General features: G+C 72.9%; 17 protein-coding genes. 14 read left to right on the forward strand and 3 right to left on the reverse strand.

The features are described 5' to 3' along the window. The first annotated feature begins 9 nt into the window (after nt 1-9). From ABZ721_RS07650 to ABZ721_RS07660, 3 genes are all read left to right on the forward strand, one after another. Nucleotides 10-216: a DUF3311 domain-containing protein gene (locus ABZ721_RS07650; protein WP_358787678.1), complete on the forward strand. Its 207-nt coding sequence runs from the start codon at nt 10-12 to the stop codon at nt 214-216. After that, nucleotides 213-1691 (forward strand): sodium:solute symporter family protein, encoded by a 1479-nt coding sequence (locus tag ABZ721_RS07655; protein ID WP_358787679.1) that lies wholly within the window; start codon nt 213-215, stop codon nt 1689-1691. The genes ABZ721_RS07650 and ABZ721_RS07655 overlap by 4 nt, the downstream gene beginning before the upstream one ends. A 332-nt stretch (nt 1692-2023) precedes the next feature. After that, nucleotides 2024-2881 carry a fumarylacetoacetate hydrolase family protein gene (locus tag ABZ721_RS07660; RefSeq protein WP_358787680.1) on the forward strand — a complete coding sequence of 286 codons (858 nt, stop codon included), beginning with the start codon at nt 2024-2026 and terminating at the stop codon, nt 2879-2881. Nucleotides 2882-2977: 96 nt separating this feature from the next. On the opposite strand, the gene ABZ721_RS07665 is transcribed toward ABZ721_RS07660, so the two are convergent. The 3 genes from ABZ721_RS07665 to ABZ721_RS07675 all read right to left on the reverse strand — a co-directional run bounded on the left by ABZ721_RS07665 (nt 2978) and on the right by ABZ721_RS07675 (nt 5953). Then, a complete protein-coding gene (locus tag ABZ721_RS07665; RefSeq protein ID WP_358787681.1) occupies nt 2978-4066 on the reverse strand; it encodes a hypothetical protein in 1089 nt (362 codons plus the stop codon). A gap of 346 nt (nt 4067-4412) precedes the next feature. Further along, nucleotides 4413-4883 carry a heme-degrading domain-containing protein gene (locus tag ABZ721_RS07670; RefSeq protein WP_358787682.1) on the reverse strand — a complete coding sequence of 157 codons (471 nt, stop codon included), beginning with the start codon at nt 4881-4883 and terminating at the stop codon, nt 4413-4415. After that, nucleotides 4880-5953, reverse strand: coding sequence for a Gfo/Idh/MocA family oxidoreductase (locus ABZ721_RS07675; protein WP_358787683.1), 1074 nt, complete (start codon nt 5951-5953; stop codon nt 4880-4882). Before ABZ721_RS07675 ends, ABZ721_RS07670 begins: the two co-directional genes overlap by 4 nt. Before the next feature lie 56 nt (nt 5954-6009). Between ABZ721_RS07675 and ABZ721_RS07680 the strand changes: the two genes are divergently transcribed. The 11 genes from ABZ721_RS07680 (at nt 6010) to ABZ721_RS07730 (ending at nt 16193) form a co-directional block, all read left to right on the forward strand. Beyond that, nucleotides 6010-7104 carry an ROK family transcriptional regulator gene (locus ABZ721_RS07680; protein ID WP_358787684.1) on the forward strand — a complete coding sequence of 365 codons (1095 nt, stop codon included), beginning with the start codon at nt 6010-6012 and terminating at the stop codon, nt 7102-7104. 38 nt (nt 7105-7142) lie between these two features. After that, entirely contained in the window at nt 7143-7889 is a 747-nt protein-coding gene (locus tag ABZ721_RS07685; protein WP_358787685.1) for a GntR family transcriptional regulator, read from the forward strand. Nucleotides 7890-8027: 138 nt separating this feature from the next. Next, entirely contained in the window at nt 8028-9146 is a 1119-nt protein-coding gene (locus ABZ721_RS07690; protein WP_358787686.1) for a TIGR03364 family FAD-dependent oxidoreductase, read from the forward strand. 7 nt (nt 9147-9153) lie between these two features. Continuing rightward, nucleotides 9154-9888: a phosphonatase-like hydrolase gene (locus tag ABZ721_RS07695; RefSeq protein ID WP_358787687.1), complete on the forward strand. Its 735-nt coding sequence runs from the start codon at nt 9154-9156 to the stop codon at nt 9886-9888. Then, a complete protein-coding gene (locus tag ABZ721_RS07700; RefSeq protein WP_358787688.1) occupies nt 9885-11015 on the forward strand; it encodes an ABC transporter ATP-binding protein in 1131 nt (376 codons plus the stop codon). Before ABZ721_RS07695 ends, ABZ721_RS07700 begins: the two co-directional genes overlap by 4 nt. A gap of 7 nt (nt 11016-11022) precedes the next feature. Continuing rightward, a complete protein-coding gene (locus ABZ721_RS07705; protein WP_358787824.1) occupies nt 11023-12006 on the forward strand; it encodes a 2-aminoethylphosphonate ABC transporter permease subunit in 984 nt (327 codons plus the stop codon). Beyond that, nucleotides 11993-12790, forward strand: a complete 798-nt coding sequence (locus tag ABZ721_RS07710) for an ABC transporter permease subunit (protein ID WP_358787689.1) — start codon at nt 11993-11995, stop codon at nt 12788-12790. The genes ABZ721_RS07705 and ABZ721_RS07710 overlap by 14 nt, the downstream gene beginning before the upstream one ends. A 68-nt stretch (nt 12791-12858) precedes the next feature. Beyond that, a complete protein-coding gene (locus ABZ721_RS07715) occupies nt 12859-13923 on the forward strand; it encodes a 2-aminoethylphosphonate ABC transporter substrate-binding protein (protein WP_358787690.1) in 1065 nt (354 codons plus the stop codon). Between the two features lie 110 nt (nt 13924-14033). Next, nucleotides 14034-14813, forward strand: a complete 780-nt coding sequence (locus tag ABZ721_RS07720; RefSeq protein ID WP_358787691.1) for an HAD-IIA family hydrolase — start codon at nt 14034-14036, stop codon at nt 14811-14813. A 183-nt stretch (nt 14814-14996) separates the two neighbouring features. Then, entirely contained in the window at nt 14997-15536 is a 540-nt protein-coding gene (locus ABZ721_RS07725; protein WP_358787692.1) for a hypothetical protein, read from the forward strand. A gap of 6 nt (nt 15537-15542) precedes the next feature. After that, on the forward strand, nt 15543-16193 hold the full coding sequence (locus ABZ721_RS07730; protein WP_358787693.1) for a class F sortase: 651 nt from the start codon (nt 15543-15545) through the stop codon (nt 16191-16193). Nucleotides 16194-16252 lie beyond the last annotated feature (59 nt).

The following is a 16252-nucleotide window of genomic DNA, read 5'->3' on the forward strand; positions in this document are numbered from 1 at the left end:
TCAGGCCGCGTGCCCAAGCTGCTGAAGGACCGACGTCATCTGCTGTGGCTGCTCGTGCCGTATGTGCTGTACCTCGGCGTGCTGCCCCTGGTGAATCGCGTGCACCCGCTGGTGTTCGGGATCCCGTTCCTCTTCTTCTGGATGGCGGTCGCCACGCTCGCCACCCCGCTCGCGGTGTGGCTGGCCTACCGCGGCGACCGGCGGAGGCGCTCGTGAACGCCGCCGTCGCCACGTCGATCTTCGGCGCCTTCATGGTGGCGACCGTCGCGCTGGGACTGCTCGCCGTCCGCGGGCGCGGCTCGCAGGGCGGCCTCACCGAGTGGTCGGTGGGCGGCCGCAGCCTCGGCCCGGTCTTCATCTGGGTGCTGATGGCGGGCGAGAGCTACACCAGCTTCAGCTACCTGGGGGCGGCCGGCTGGGGCTACAACTTCGGTGCGCCCGTGCTCTACGTGCTGGCGTACCTGTCGTGCGGCTACGCGGTCGGCTACGTCGTCGGCCCCATGCTGTGGGCCTACGCGCGCCGCCACAACCTGGTCGGCATCGCCGACATGATCGCCCACCGCTACGCCAGCCCGCGGCTCGGCGCGCTCGTCGCGGTGCTCGCCACCCTCTGCCTGCTGCCCTACATCCAGCTGCAGATCACCGGCATGGGCGTCGTCGTCTCGACGATCTCGTACGGGGCGATCAGCCTGAACTGGGCGTACTTCCTCGGCTTCGCCGTCACCACCGGGTTCGTGGTGGTGAGCGGGCTGCGCGGCAGCGCGTGGGTGTCGATCCTCAAGGACGTCCTGGTCATCGCGACCCTCGGCTTCCTCGCCTGCTACGTCCCGTTCCACTACTTCGGCGGCTACGGCGAGCTGTTCCGGCGGCTGGCCGAGGAGAAGCAGCAGTGGCTGACGTTCCCCGGGCACACCTCGGGGGGCCTGGGCCAGAGCTGGTTCATCACCACGAGCCTGCTCAACTCGCTGACCGTGGTGATCTTCCCGACGACGGTCGCCGGCTACCTGAGCGCCCGCGACGCGGACGCGCTGCGCCGCAACGCCATCGCGCTGCCCTTCTACCAGCTGCTGCTCTTCGTCCCGATCCTGCTGGGCATGGCGGCGCTGTTCGTCGTGCCGGGCCTGACCGGCGCCGGCTCGAACCTCGCCCTGTTCGAGCTGATCACCGACTCGCTGCCGGCCTGGGCCGTCGGGATCATCGGGGTGGCCGCGGCCCTGTCGTCCATCGTGCCGATGGCGGTGTTCATGCTCGTCATCGGCACGATGTGGGGCCGCAGCGTGCTCGGCGCGGTGCCGCGGCTGGCCGGCCGGCAGAAGCTCTGGTCGCAGGTGGTGGTGGTCGCGGCGGGCTCGCTCGCCCTGCTGCTGACGTACACCCTGCCCAACACCCTGGTGCGGCTGTCGCTGATCTCCTACGAGGGCATGGCGCAGCTCGTCCCGATGCTGCTGCTCGGCCTGCTGTGGCGCCGGCTGACCCTCGCGGGCGCCCTCAGCGGCCTGCTGGCGGGCGGCACGCTCGTGTGCTGGCTGGTCTTCACCGGCCGCGACCCCCTGTGGGGCGTGAACGCCGGGCTGCTCGCCCTGGCGCTGAACCTGGCCGTCGCGCTGGCCGTCACCTACGCCGTCCCGGCGCCGGCCGACGAACGCCCGGACGAGGAGGTCCTGGCGGACGAGGCGCTGACGGCGGCGTAGGCCCGCGCCCACCGGGTCCGTCCCGTCCCGGCGGCCGCGCTGCCCGAGGCACCCGGTGCCGTTCCCGGAACCGGCGCGCCGACGAAGATCCTTCCGCCGCTCTCCTTCGGCACGCCGCGGACCGCCGCCTGCGTCCCCTTGGCGGCCGGGCTCTATCTGGCCACCGCCACCGCGTGGAGCACCGCGGAGCGGGCCCGGCCGCGGCGTGCCCCACATGTGGCACTGGATGCCGCGAAGTCCACTTCGTGAAAAGGGGCTTGCGGGACGGGCTGAAGACTTGGAGGATCTGCCAAGACATCGGATGACCACCCTCGCCCCACAGGAGTACGTCTGTGAAACTGCTGCGTGTCGGACCCGTCGGAGCGGAAGCTCCGGCCCTGCTGGACGGTGACGGAATCCTGCGTGACCTCTCCGGCACCGTCGCCGACATCGACGGCGCACTCCTCGCCGACGATGCCGCGCTCGCCCGGATAGCCGCCGCCGCGGCGGACGGATCCCTGCCCGTGCTGGACGCGGCCGGACTGCGCGTCGGCCCGCCGCTCGCCCGGATCGGCAAGATCGTCTGCATCGGTCTCAACTACCACGACCACGCGGCGGAGACCGGCGCGCCGGTTCCCGCCGAGCCGATCGTCTTCATGAAGGCGCCGGACACGGTCGTCGGCCCGGACGACACCGTCCTGGTGCCGCGCGGCAGCGTGAAGACCGACTGGGAGGTCGAGCTCGCCATCGTCATCGGGCGCAAGGTCCGGTACGCGGCGTCCCAGGAGGAGGCGCTGGCCGCGGTCGCGGGCTACGCCCTCTCCCACGACGTCTCGGAGCGCGAGTTCCAGATCGAGCGCGGCGGGCAGTGGGACAAGGGCAAGAACTGCGAGACGTTCAATCCCATCGGCCCGTGGCTCGTCACCGCCGACGAGATCCCGGACCCGCAGGCGCTGGGCCTGCGGCTGTGGGTCAACGGCGCACCGCAGCAGAACGGTTCCACCGCGGACCAGATCTTCCCGGTGGCCGAGGTCGTGCGCTACCTCAGCCACTTCATGACGCTCTACCCGGGCGACGTCATCAACACGGGCACGCCCGCCGGCGTGGCGATGGGCCGGCCGGAGCCCAAGCCGTACCTGCGGGCGGGCGACGTGGTGGAGCTGGAGATCGACGGCCTGGGCCGCCAGCGGCAGGTGCTGGCGGACGCCTGACCCGTGCGGAGCGCGGGGACCGGCGCACCGTGCGGGTGCGCCGGGCCCGGCCCGGGTCCGGCCTCCCCCGTGCGCGCGGGCGGCCGGTGCCCGGGGTCAGAAGACGCTCGGGTAGTACTTCTGGATGTTCGGCAGGGCGATCAGCACCGCCTTGTAGCTCGGGTCCGCGCCGATGATGAGTCGGAGCCGCCGCTCCAACTCGGCCTTGGTGCCCTGGTTGCCGACGGGGGAGCACTTCTGCGCCTTCAGGTAGTCGCAGAAGACGACGGTGTGCTGGAAGTCCGCGTGCGTCGTCGTCTTCGGGCAGAGCAGCGCGACGACGCTGTCCTTCCAGTACACCGGGAAGTCCGCCTGCTTGCAGTCCAGGCCGGCGAAGCCCTCCACCCACGCGCTGCCCACCACGGTCGGGGAGTGGACGTTCTGGCCGACGGTCAGCGTTCCCCCCGGAACCGCGATGGTTCCCCTGAAGGAGAGCGTCGGCATCAGCGAGGCCACCCACCCGGCCGTGACGTAGGGGGCGATCCACACGATCGACCCGAAGACCTCGCTCTTCGAGATGGCGTCGATCAGGCCCTTGGGCGTCGTGAGATCGCCGAACGAGCAGAGCCAGTTGACGCTGCTGTCCGCGTTCACCGCGTTGTAGCCGCTCTCCTGGCCGTCGGGCTGGACGCCGCCGATCTGCGCCACCGTCACGTCGTTCGTGCCGCGCCGCAGCCAGCCCTTCAACGGGGAGTCCGCGGCGGCGACGTACAGCTTGTCGCCGCTCCCGACGAGGACCCGCTTGCGCACCCCGCCGACGGTGCAGAAGACGGGCACGTCCTGGTAGCAGAGACTGCCGCCGTTCCACGTGAAGTACTTGGCGTTGAACGGCTCCGGGGTCCCGAGGGAGATGGCACTGAGACAGGACACCCCCGCCGCCTTCAGCGTCGCACGGTCCAGGGCCATCAGGTTCGCCTTGGGCATCGGGAACGCCGGTGCCCCGGCGGTGAACTGCGGGAACGCCACCCGCAGGGCGGACTCGAAGGCGCCCAGTTCACCGTGCAGCCGCAGGTGCGACACCAGGCGCTGGTAGTCGGCGCCCTTCGTCATGTCGGTGAGATCCGAGGCGATGTCGGCGGTGTCGGGGGGACCGCCCTTGAACCAGTTCAGGACATTGGGGTACGTCGGGGGCGTGTGCGTGCTCATGGTTTTCCCTCCCGTTGGACATGCGGCGGGGGGCTTTCCGCAGCGCGCACACGGCACGCGAACAGGTGCCATCGCCCGGGCCGGAATCCGCGAATGGAACAGCGGGACCCGAAGCGTGATCGCGTTGCGTGACGTCCCCCGTGGCCTGATTGGCGCAGCCGTCGTCACGGTACAACGCACGCACACGTCCGGCGCTGGTGGCGCCGTGACTACGCACCCGCGCGCGACGGAACTACGCTCGCCCCCGGGCCGCGGTTTCGCGTCGAACTCCTGAACCGGTCAGGCCTCCGTGCGTTCACGACCTGGGGTCGAGTCGAATGCGAGCCATCGCCCCGGAGGGTCCGCGCTACTCGCGCACCAGGCGGGACAGCGCCTCGACGACCAGGGCGTGGTCCTCCGCCTGGGGGAGGCCCGAGACCGCCACCGTGCCGATGACTCCTACGCCCGCCACGCGCAGCGGCACCGCGCCGCCGTGGGCGGCGTACCGGTCCGGGTCGAGGCGGGAGGACTCCTCGAAGGTGGTGCCCTTGGCGCGGAAGCGGGCGCCGACGAGGTAGGACGAGGCGCCGTAGCGCTCCGCGACGCGGGACTTGCGGCCGAGCCAGGCGTCGTTGTCCGGGGAGGTGCCGTCGAGCGCGTAGTGGAAGAGCTGCTGGCTCCCGCGGCGGATGTCGATGGTCACCGGGGCCGAGCGCTCGCGCGCCAGCTCGACCAGGAGGCAGCCCAGCCGCCAGGCGTCGTCGTGGGTGAAGTGCGCGAGGACGAGGTCGCGCTCCTGCGCCTCGAGTTCCGCGACGAGGTCGCTCGGGGTGGTCACGCGCGGGCCTCCACTTCCACGGTGCGGCCCTCGCGGGCGGAGAGCCGGGCCGCCTCCAGGACTTCGAGGGCGGCGGCGGCCTCCAGCGCGGTGACCGGCGGGGCCGAGCCGTCGCGCAGGGCGGCCGCGACGGCCGCGTAGTAGGCGGGGTAGTCGCCGGGCAGCGTCGGGACCGCGCGCACCGAGTCGCCGGCGCCGAGGGTGCCCCACGCGGACTCCGGCTCGGTGCCCCAGTCGGCGGGGCCGGGGCGCAGGCCGTCGCGGAGGGCGGCCTCCTGCGGGTCGAGGCCGTACTTGACGTAGCCGGCCGTGCTGCCGAGCGCGCGGAAGCGGGGGCCGAGCTGGGCGGTGGTGGCGCTCGCCCACAGGTGGGAGCGGACGCCGCCGGCGTGGGTGATCGCGATGAACGTGTCGTCGTCGACCTGGGCGCCGGGGCGGCGCACGTCGGACTCGGCGTAGACGCGGACGGCCGGGCCGAAGAGCGTCAGGGCCTGGTCGACCAGGTGGCTGCCGAGGTCGTAGAGGAGACCGCCGATCTCGGCGGGGTCGCCCGACTCGCGCCAGCCGCCCTTGAGCTCCGGGCGCCACCGCTCGAAGCGGGACTCGAAGCGCTGCACGGTGCCGAGCTCGCCGTCGTCCAGCAGGCGGCGCAGGGTGAGGAAGTCGTTGTCCCAGCGGCGGTTCTGGAAGACGGAGAGCAGCAGGCCGCGGTCCTTGGCGAGCGCGGCCAGCTCGTACGCCTCGGCGGCGGTGCCGGCGATCGGCTTGTCGACGACGACCGGCACGCCGGCCCGCAGGGCGGCGGTGGCGAGCGGCACGTGGGTGCGGTTGGGGGAGGCGAGCACCACGAGGTCGACGGGGTCGGCGCCGGTCCACAGCTCCTCGGGGGAGTCGGCGAAGCGCAGGCCGGGGTGCTCGGCGCGGGCCTGCTCGCGGCGCTCGGGGTTCGAGGTGGCGACCGTGTCGAGGACCAGGCCGTCGGTGGCGGCGACGAGCGGGGCGTGGAAGACGGAGCCGGCCAGGCCGTAGCCGACCAGTCCGACGCGGAGGGGGGTGGCGGAGCTACTCATGCCCCCTACTTTCGCAACAGTGTTGCCAAAGAGCAAGCACCGGCGACAATGGAGGGGTGAACAGGGGAATCTCAGGGGCCAATCTGCCCGCGCTGCGGCACCACAACGCCGCTCTGGTGCTCGACCTGCTGCGTGCCGCCACCCGGTCCGGGAGCGGCGGCATCAGCCGGATGGAGCTGGCCGAGCGCACCGGGCTCACCCCGCAGGCCGTCAGCAAGATCACCGCCCGGCTGCGGGCCGAGGGGCTCGCCGAGGAGTCCGGGCGGCAGGCGTCGACGGGCGGCAAGCCGCGCACCGAGCTGCGGCTGGTGCGCCGGGCGCGGTACGCCGCCGGGGTGCACCTGGACCGCGACGAGCTGACCGTCGTCCTCGCCGACCTGTCGGGGGAGCGGGTGCGGGCCCGCACCTCCCGGCTCGACCTCGGCCGCCCCGCCGGGGAGGTGCTGGAAGCGGTGGCCCGCGAGGTGCGGGCGCTGGACGCCGGCCCCGCCCTGCTCGGCGTCGGCGTCGCGGCCCCCGGCCCGCTCGACCACGCCTCCGGCGTCCTGCACCGCGTCACGGGCTTCCCGGAGTGGGACGGCTTCCCGCTGCGCGACGCCCTGGAGCGGCGGCTCGGGCTGCGGGTCGTCGTCGACAAGGACACCAACGCGGCGGCCCTCGCCGTCCTCGGCCAGGGCGCGGGCGGCGGCTCGTTCGCGTATCTGCACCTGGGGACCGGGCTGGGCGCCGGGCTGGTGCTGGACGGCGGGATCTTCCGCGGGGAGCGCACCGGCGCGGGCGAGTTCGGGCACCAGGTGGTGCAGCTGGACGGTCCGCTGTGCGGCTGCGGCAACCGCGGCTGCATCGAGGCGATGTGCCTGGCCGCGGTCGAGCGCGGGGACACGGCGGGCGCCGCGTACCTGCTGGGCGTCGGCGCCGCCAACCTCGTCTCGCTGCTCGACATCGACCGGGTGGTGCTCGGCGGGCGCACGGTGCTGGCCGACGAGGAGCTGTTCGGCCGGGAGGTCGCGGCGGTGCTGACCGAGCGCACGGCGCGTTCCGCGGGGCGCACGGTGCCGGTCTCGGTCGCCCCCGGCGGCACCCGGGTGGTGGCCGACGGCGCCGCGCTGCTCGTGCTGGCCTCGGTGTTCGGCGGCGCGGTGGTCGGCTGACGGACGGCGGGCCGCCGCGTTCTGCGAGGATCGGACCCGTGACAGACCCCCGCGCCCCGATCAGGTCCGGCGTGCCCGAGCACGGCCGGGTGCCCAAGTACTACGCCGTGAAGACCCGGCTGGAGGCCGTGCTCGACGAGTTGGGCGAGGGCGGACTGCTGCCGACCGAGCGGGAGCTGGCGGCCACGTTCGAAGTCGCGCGGGAGACCGTGCGGCAGGCGCTGCGCGAGCTGCTGATCCAGGGCCGGGTGCGGCGCAAGGGGCGCGGCACGGTGGTGGCGGGGCCGAAGCTGGAGCAGCCGCTGTCGCTGGCGAGCTACACCGAGGGCGTCCGGCGGCAGGGCCGGGTCCCGAGCCGCACCCTGATCACCCTGGAGAAGCTGGCCGCCGATCCGGTGCTGGCGGGTGAGCTGCGGATGCCGGCCGGTGAGCAGGTCTGGCACATGGAGCGGGTGCTGCTGGCCGACGACGAGCGGGTCGGGCTGGAGAGCACCTACACGTCGGTGGCCCGGCTGCCGGACCTGGAGCGGGACTTCGCCCCCGACTCGTCCTTCTACGCCTATCTGCGCGACCGGCTGGGCGTGGAGCTGGTCTCGGCCGACGAGCGGATCGAGACGGTGCTCGCGTCACCGCGCGAGGCGCTGCTGATCGGCACGCCGCCCGCGCTGCCGATGCTGCTGCTGCACCGGACGAGCCGGGACGCGGAGGGCGCGCCGGTCGAGCGGGTGCGCTCGCTCTACCGCGGCGACCGGTTCAGTTTCACCACCCAGATGTCGAAGGAGTAGCCGTCCCTCGGCGAGGCCCGTGCCCGCAGTTTGATCACGAAACGATAACGGGTCTAGTCCAAAGCTTGCTGGGCTGTTCACCATCGGTTCATGCCCGAGATACGAACGCTTCCGAACGCCCGAGCACCTTTGGGCCCCATGAGAGTCCTGATCGTCGGCGCCGGTGCGCTCGGCACGATGCACGCCTGGCACGCCGTCCACCGCGGCCATGAGGTCGTCCACCTGGAACGCGAGCGGGAGGCCCGCGGCGCCTCCGTCCGCAACTTCGGCCTGGTCTGGGTCGGCGGCCGGTCGGCCGGCGAGGAGCTGCGGACCGCGCTGCGGGCCCGCGAGCTGTGGCAGGACATCGGCGCCAAGGTGCCGGGGACCGGCTTCCGCGCCAACGGCTCGCTGACCGTGGTCCGCACCGCCGCCGAGCGGGCCGTCGCCGACGAGGTGATCGCCCGCCCCGACGCCGCCGAGCGCGGCTTCACGTGGCTGGACGCCGCCGCCGCCCGGGAGCACAACCCGGTGCTGCGCGGCGACATCGCCGGGGCCCTGCTGTGCGAGCGGGACGCCGCCGTCGAGTCCCGGGTCGCGCTGCCCGCGCTGCGCGAGCACCTGGCGGCGACCGGCCGCTACACGTTCCTGCCCGGCCGCGAGGTCCGCGAGGTCGGACCGGGCACGGTCCGCGACGACCACGGCCAGACGCACCGCGGCGACAGCGTCGTGCTGGCCACCGGGGCCTGGCTCTCCGGGCTGGTGCGCGAACTCGCTCCCGAACTGCCGGTGCGCCGGGTGCGGTTGCAGATGGCGCAGACCGAACCGCTGGGCGAACGGCTGACCACCTCCGTCGCCGACGCCGACAGCTTCCGCTACTACCCGGCGTACGAGGGCGCCGCGCTCGACGCGCTGCGCGCCGGACAGCCGCAGCCGCCGGTGGCGGCCGCGCACCGGATGCAGCTGCTGATGGTCCAGCGCCTCGACGGCGGGCTGACCATCGGCGACACCCACGAGTACGACGAGGCCTTCGACTTCGACGTCGTCGAGGACCCGTACGACCACCTGCTGGAGCGGGCCGCACAGCTGCTCGGCCGGCCGCTGCCGCGCATCGCGCGCCGCTGGGCCGGGGTGTACGCGCAGTGCGTGGACACCGCGCGGGTGGTGCACCGCCAGGAGGTGCTGGACGGCGTGTGGCTGGTCACCGGGCCCGGCGGGCGCGGCATGACGTGTTCCCCGGCGATCGGTGAGACGACCGCCGACGCATTGGGCTGGTGAGAAAGGGATGACGAACATGACGAACCTGACGGACCACGGCATCGGACTGGTCGTGCTCGACATGGCCGGGACCACGGTCGCCGACGGCGGCCTCGTGGAGCAGGCCTTCTCGCGCGCCGCCGAGCGCCTCGGGGTGGAGCCGGGCAGCGCGGACCACGAGAAGAAGCTCGACTACGTCCGCGCGACGATGGGCGAATCGAAGATCACCGTCTTCCGCGCGCTCTTCGGCGACGAGGAGACCGCCCAGCGCGGCAACGCGGCCTTCGAGACCGCCTACGCCGAACTGGTCGACGGCGGACGCTGCGCACCGCTGCCCGGCGCCGCCGAGACGATCGGACGGCTGCGCGCCGACGGCCGCACGGTCGTGCTGACCACCGGCTTCTCGCGCACCACCCAGGACGCGATCCTGGACGCGCTCGGCTGGCGGGACATCGCGGACCTCACCCTGTGCCCGGCCGACGCCGGGCGCGGGCGCCCGTACCCCGACCTGGTGCTCGCCGCCCTGCTGCGCACCGGGGCGGCCGACGACGTACGGGAGATCGCCGTGGCCGGCGACACCTCGTACGACATGCTCTGCGGACGGCGCTCCGGCGCCGCACTGGTCGCCGGCGTCCTGACCGGCGCCCACGACGAGGCCGCGCTGCGCGAGGCGGGCGCCACCCACGTCCTGGCCTCCGTCGCGGACCTCCCGGACGCGCTGGCCGGGCTCACGGCGGCCACCGGGGCGGGGCGGCAGCGATGAGTACGGAGCCGGGCGGGCCCGAGGAGGCCCGGACCCCGCGCGCGGTGCGCAGCGGCATCCGCTTCGACCACGTCAGCGTCCGGTACGGCGACCTGACGGTGCTCGACGCGCTCGACCTCACCGTCGAGCCGGGCGAGGTACTGGCCCTCCTCGGCCCGTCCGGCTCCGGCAAGACCACCGCCCTGCGGGCGGTCGCCGGCTTCGTGCGGCCGTCCGCCGGGCGGGTGCTGATCGGCGGGCAGGACGTCACCGACCTGCCGCCGCACCGGCGCGGCATCGGGATGGTCGTCCAGCAGTACGCCCTCTTCCCGCACCTGCGCGTCGACCAGAACGTCGCCTTCGGCCTGCGGGCGCAGCGCGCGCCCCGGGCCGTGATCCCCGGCCGGGTCGCCGAGGCACTGGAGATGACGGGGATGGCCGGCTACGCCCGGCGCTATCCCCGCGAGCTGTCCGGCGGCCAGCAGCAGCGCGTCGCGATCGCCCGCGCGCTCGCCATCCGCCCCGGTGTCCTGCTGCTCGACGAGCCGCTGTCCGCGCTCGACGCGCAGTTGCGCTCGGGCATGCTCGCCGAGCTGGCGCGGCTGCACCGCGAACTGCCCGACGTCTCGATCCTGTACGTCACCCACGACCAGATCGAGGCGCTCACCCTCGCCGACCGCATCGCGGTCATGGACAAGGCGCGGCTGCAGGACTGCGGCACCCCGCAGGACCTCTACCGGCGCCCGCGCACCGAGTTCACCGCCTCCTTCGTCGGCAGCGCGAACCTGCTGCCGGTGCGGGTCGGCGCCCTGGGCGCCGTGCACTTCGGCGACGCGGTGCTGCGCGCCGCGGAACTGCCGGAGGGCGCCGCCGAGGGCGCCGAGGCGACGCTGTGCGTCCGCCCGCACGCCCTCCGCCTGGCAGCGGCCGACAACGACGGCGCCAACACGCTCCGCGGCAAGGTCACCGGCGTCCAGTGGCGGGGCTCGACCCACCGCCTGCTGGTCGCCGCCGACGGCCACGAGCTTCGCGCGGACGTCGGCGACCTGCGGCAGCCGCCGCAGCCCGGCACGGAGATCACCCTCGCCTTCGACGCGGAGGACACCGTACTGCTGCCCGCAGGGGTAGGAGCCCCGACCCATGACTGACCTGACGATGGAGACGGCGCAGGAGGGGACGGGGCAGGGCGTCCCCGCAGGGAATCAAACGAATCCGACCGAAACTGCGAAGACGACACGCGCGTTTGGTTCCCGAGGAGACGCCCCGCCGCGGCGCCGACCCCCCAGACGGCAGCACACGACCCGCTGGCTCTGGACGCTCCCACCCGTGGCGGCCCTCGCGCTCGCGTTCCTCTACCCCCTCGCGCTCGTCGTCCAGCAGTCGTTCACCCCGGAAACGGGCGGCGGCGGGCACAACCTCTCCGGCTACACCGAGGTCTTCGCCGAAACGGGCTTCCGCACAGCGCTCTGGACGACCATCTGGATAGCCGTCGGCTCGACAACCGGCTGCCTGGTCCTGGGCTTCGCGCTCGCGCTCGTCATCGCCTTCGTCCCCTTCCCCGGCGGCAAAGCCCTCAGCCGCTTCATCGACGTCTTCCTCGCCTTCCCCTCCTTCCTGATCACCCTCGCCCTGCTCTTCGTCTACGGCACCGCCGGCATGGCCAACGGCCTGTGGACCGACGCGACCGGCGCGGCAAGCGGCCCCGTCGACTTCCTGCACACGCCCTGGGGCGTCCTGCTCGCGGAGATCACCTACTTCACGCCGTTCGTGATGCGCCCGCTGCTCGCCGCGTTCTCCCAGGTCGACACCGCGCAGATCGAGGTCGCGGCCTCGCTCGGCGCGAAGGCGCCGCGGATCGTGCGGCAGGTGATCCTGCCGGAGGCGCTGCCGTCGCTCGCGGCGGGCGGCAGCCTCGTGCTGGTGATGTGCCTGAACGAGTTCGGCATCGTGCTCTTCACCGGGGCCAAGGACGTCACCACGCTGCCGATGCTCGTCTACGGCAAGGCGATCCTGGAGTCGGACTACACCGGCGCCTGCGTCGTCGCGGTCGTCAACATCGTCCTGTCGGTCGCCCTCTACGGGCTGTACCGCTTCGTCGTCGCCACAACAGCCGCCGGAGGCCGCCGTGCTGGTGCATAGCCGCAGCGGCCGGTGGGCCGTGTGGACCGTCTTCCTCGTCCTGTTCCTTCCCCTGTTCGCGCTGCCGTTCGCGGTGATCGCCCTCGCGTCCTTCGCGACGAACTGGAGCGGCGCGCTGCCCTCCGGCCCGACGCTCGCGCACTACCAGGACATCACCCGCGGCGAGTCGCTGGACGCGCTCACCACCAGCCTGGTCACCGCGCTGGCCGCGAGCGTGCTCGCGCTGGTCGTCGGCGGCTGGGCGGCGCTGGCCGCCGACGGGCTGCGCGGCGGCTCGAAGCGGGCGCTGGACGCGCTGTTCATGCTGCCGGTCGCGGTGCCGTCGGTGGTGGTCGGGCTCTCCCTGCTGGTGGCGTTCTCCAAGCCGCCGCTGCTGCTCAACGGCACCCGCGGCATCGTCGTCCTCGCCCACGCGGTGCTGGTCACGGCCTTCGCGTACCAGTCCGTCACGGCCGCCGCGGCACGCCTGGACCCCGCCTACGAGCAGAGCGCGGCGAGCCTGGGCGCCCGTCCCGGGTACGTGCTGTGGCGAGTGAAGGTGCCGCTGCTGCTGCCGTCCCTCACCGCGGCGGCCGGCCTCTGCTTCGCCCTGTCGATGGGCGAGCTGAGCGCCACGATGATGCTCTACCCGCCCGACTGGCTCCCGCTGCCGGTCAAGATCTTCGGTGCCACCGACCGGGGTTCGCTCTTCTCCGGAGCCGCCCTCGCCGTGGTGCTGATGGTGACGACGCTCGTCGTCCTGCTCGGCGTGAGCCGGATCCGCACCCGGGCCGCCTACCGCTGACCGCACCCCCCGACCCCACCGCACCGACCCCTCGCCCTTCCCTCACCCAGCAAGGAGATCGATCCGCCATGCCCGCACCCAGCCGTACCCCGCTCGCCGCCGTCGCCTGCGCTCTGGTCCTCGCCGGCTCGCTCACCGCCTGCGGCGGCGACTCCGCCGCGAGTGACGCCAAGGAGATCACCGTCTACAGCGCCGACGGCCTCAAGGCCGACGACGGCTCCGGCTTCTACGACAAGGCCTTCAAGGACTTCACCGCCAGGACCGGCATCAAGGTGAAGTACGTCGAGGGCGGCTCGGGCGAGATGGTGCAGCGCCTGGTCCGCGAGAAGTCCAACACCCAGGCCGACGTCGTCATCACCCTGCCGCCGTTCATCCAGCAGGCCGACGGCAAGGGGCTGCTGGAGGCGTACAAGCCGGCCGGCTCCGAGAAGGTCGCCGCCGGCGACAAGGACGCGGCCGGCAAGTGGACCTCGGTCGTCAACAACTACTTCTGCTTCATCTACAACACCAAGGAGCTGAAGGCGGCACCCAAGACCTGGGACGACCTGCTCGACCCGAAGTACAAGGGCAAGCTGCAGTACTCCACGCCGGGCGTCGCCGGCGACGGCACGGCGGTCGTCATCAAGGCGATCCACGACTTCGGCGGCCTGGAGCCGGCGATGGCGTACCTGAAGAAGCTGCAGACCAACAACGTCGGGCCCTCGAAGTCGACGGGCGCGCTCGCGCCCAAGGTCGACAAGGGCGAGCTGCACGTCGCCAACGGCGACGTGCAGATGAACTACGCCGACATGAGGACCATGCCGAACCAGGGCATCTTCTTCCCCGCCCCGAACTCCGGCGGCAAGCCCACCAGCTTCGCCCTCCCGTACGCGGCGGGCCTGGTCAAGGGCGCCCCGCACACCGAGAACGGCAAGAAGCTGCTGGACTTCCTGCTCACCCCCGAGGTGCAGCGGGAGGTCTCCTCGATCGGCGGCGGCTTCCCGGCGCGGACCGATGTGACGGCCACCGACGCGAACGCGGCCAAGCTGAAGGCGATCATGTCCGGCGTCGAGATCTTCACGCCCGACTGGGTCACGGTGAACACCGAGCTGACGACGTACGTCGACGCCTGGAAGAAGGCGACGGGCAGCTGACGGGAAAACCGTGCCGTGGCTGATCAGCGGCTGAGACGGCCGGGGCGTACGCCGTGCGCCCCGGCTAGGCTGAGCAGCGCAGCCGTACACCTGGACAGGAGAACACGCCCGTGTCGCATCGCAAGCCGATCGAATCCTGGCTCACCGACATGGACGGGGTGCTGATCCACGAGGGCACGCCGATCCCCGGCGCCGACGCCTTCATCAAGCGGCTGCGGGAGTCCGGCAAGCCGTTCCTGGTGCTGACCAACAACTCCATCTACACCGCCCGTGACCTGCACGCCAGGCTGTCGCGGATGGGTCTCGACGTGCCCGTCGAGAACATCTGGACCTCGGCGCTGGCCACCGCGAAGTTCCTCGACGACCAGCGCCCCGGCGGTACGGCGTACGTGATCGGCGAGGCCGGGCTGACGACCGCGCTGCACGACGTCGGCTACATCCTCACCGACGCCGAGCCCGACTACGTGGTGCTGGGCGAGACCCGCACCTACAGCTTCGAGGCGCTCACCAAGGCCATCCGGCTCATCAACGGCGGTGCGCGCTTCATCTGCACCAACCCCGACGAGACCGGCCCGTCGGCCGAGGGCCCGCTGCCCGCCACCGGCTCGGTCGCCGCGCTGATCACGAAGGCCACCGGCAAGGACCCGTACTTCGTCGGCAAGCCGAACCCGCTGATGATGCGGGCCGGGCTGAACGCGATCGGCGTGCACTCCGAGACCAGCGCCATGATCGGCGACCGGATGGACACCGACGTCCTGGCCGGGCTGGAGTCGGGCATGGAGACCTTCCTGGTGCTGACCGGCCTGACGTCCAAGGCCGACATCGACAAGTACCCCTTCCGGCCCTCCCGTGTCGTGAACTCCATCGCGGACCTGGTCGACGAGATCTGAGCTCCGGCACCCTGTGTGACCGGCACCCCCTGATGGCGTAACCAAACGCCGTCCGGGGTGCGGCGGAACCCCCGTGGATGGATGTTCGAAGCACCGGGTCCGCTGGCCGTACCCGGCCGAGCGGAGGTTCCCCCGATGCGAGATATCCGACGACCGGCAGCCGCCGGTGCGGCCGTTCTGTTCATGCTCAGTGGCGCTGTCCCGGCATTCGCCGACCAGACTTCGGCGACGGCCTCGGGGACGGTGAGCGTCACCCCGGGCAAGACCTGGGCGGGCGCGGTCATCACGCTGCACGTGAAGAGCGCGTGCCGCTCGGCGAACCGGGCCAAGGCGAGTGCCGAGGTCTTCGTGAGTTCCGTGACGCTGGCGCCGCCGGTGGACGGGCGCGACGGACTGGTCAGTGACGCGTCCATCCGCTCCGACGCGGTGGCGGGCACCTACGCCGTCTCCGTCGAGTGCGACGGCAAGACCCACGCCGCCGAGGGCAGCGTGGTCATCATCAACAGCGTCAACCCCGTCGAGCCGGTGAAGCCCGTCAAGCCCGTGCGGCCCGAGCCGCTCTGGCCGACGGCCCCGGTCCCGGCCGGCGGCGGCGGAGCGGCGCAGCTGGCCGCGGGCCCCGCGGAAGCGGGCCCCGGCAACGCCTCGGTGCTGGCCATCGGCGGTGCGGCAGCGGTGTCGTTCGCGGCCGTGGCGGTGTACCGCCGACGCCGCGACGGTTAGGCCGCGGTGCCGGACGAGGAACGTACCCCGGTCGGCGGCCGCACCTGGGTCGCGGTCGCCGTGGGGCTGGTGCTCTTCGCCGCCTGGGTGCTGGGTGACCCCGGCGGCGGAACGGAACCGGTCGGGCGCGGCGCCCAGCCGACCGCCGGAGCCGAGGAGCGCCCGCCGGAGGTCTACGCCCCGCACACCCCGCTGGCGGACTCCAGGCCGCTGCGGCTGGACATCGCGTCGATCGGGCTGCACGCCCGCATCGTCGAACGGGGCCTGGCCAACGGCGCGGTCGACCCGCCGCCGTACAGCACCCCGGACGTCGCGGGCTGGTTCCGCGGCGGCCCGGCGCCGGGCGCGGCCGGCGCCGCCCTGCTCGTCGGCCATGTGGACACCGAGACCAGGCCCGCGGTCTTCTACGGTCTGAGCACCGTGACGCGGGGCGCTGCGGTGGAGATCGGGCGGGCGGACGGCTCCGTCGCGGAGTTCACCGTCGAAGGGGTCGAGGTCGTCGACAAGGACCACTTCTCCGCGGACCGGGTCTACGGCGCGGGCACCCGGCCGGAGCTGCGGCTGATCACGTGCGGCGGCACGTTCGACCGCGAGAAGCGCGCGTACTCCGCGAACGTGGTCGTCTTCGCCGCCCTGACCGGCTCGCACCAGGGCTGATCGGCGGGGTTCGGCAGGACTTCGGTGCGGCGCCCGGCCGGCAACCCGCTCCCCCCGGA

The organism is Streptomyces sp. NPDC006733, from assembly GCF_040636125.1.
Classification (GTDB): domain Bacteria; phylum Actinomycetota; class Actinomycetes; order Streptomycetales; family Streptomycetaceae; genus Actinacidiphila.

Bases quoted from the DNA above. Each gene is read 5' to 3' on its own strand.
- ABZ721_RS07665 (WP_358787681.1), bottom strand. From the start codon at position 4,066: ATGAGCACGCACACGCCCCCGACGTACCCCAATGTCCTGAACTGGTTC.
- ABZ721_RS07675 (WP_358787683.1), bottom strand. From the start codon at position 5,953: ATGAGTAGCTCCGCCACCCCCCTCCGCGTCGGACTGGTCGGCTACGGC.
- ABZ721_RS07690 (WP_358787686.1), top strand. From the start codon at position 8,028: ATGAGAGTCCTGATCGTCGGCGCCGGTGCGCTCGGCACGATGCACGCC.
- ABZ721_RS07695 (WP_358787687.1), top strand. From the start codon at position 9,154: ATGACGAACATGACGAACCTGACGGACCACGGCATCGGACTGGTCGTG.
- ABZ721_RS07700 (WP_358787688.1), top strand. From the start codon at position 9,885: ATGAGTACGGAGCCGGGCGGGCCCGAGGAGGCCCGGACCCCGCGCGCG.
- ABZ721_RS07705 (WP_358787824.1), top strand. From the start codon at position 11,023: ATGGAGACGGCGCAGGAGGGGACGGGGCAGGGCGTCCCCGCAGGGAAT.
- ABZ721_RS07715 (WP_358787690.1), top strand. From the start codon at position 12,859: ATGCCCGCACCCAGCCGTACCCCGCTCGCCGCCGTCGCCTGCGCTCTG.
- ABZ721_RS07725 (WP_358787692.1), top strand. From the start codon at position 14,997: ATGCTCAGTGGCGCTGTCCCGGCATTCGCCGACCAGACTTCGGCGACG.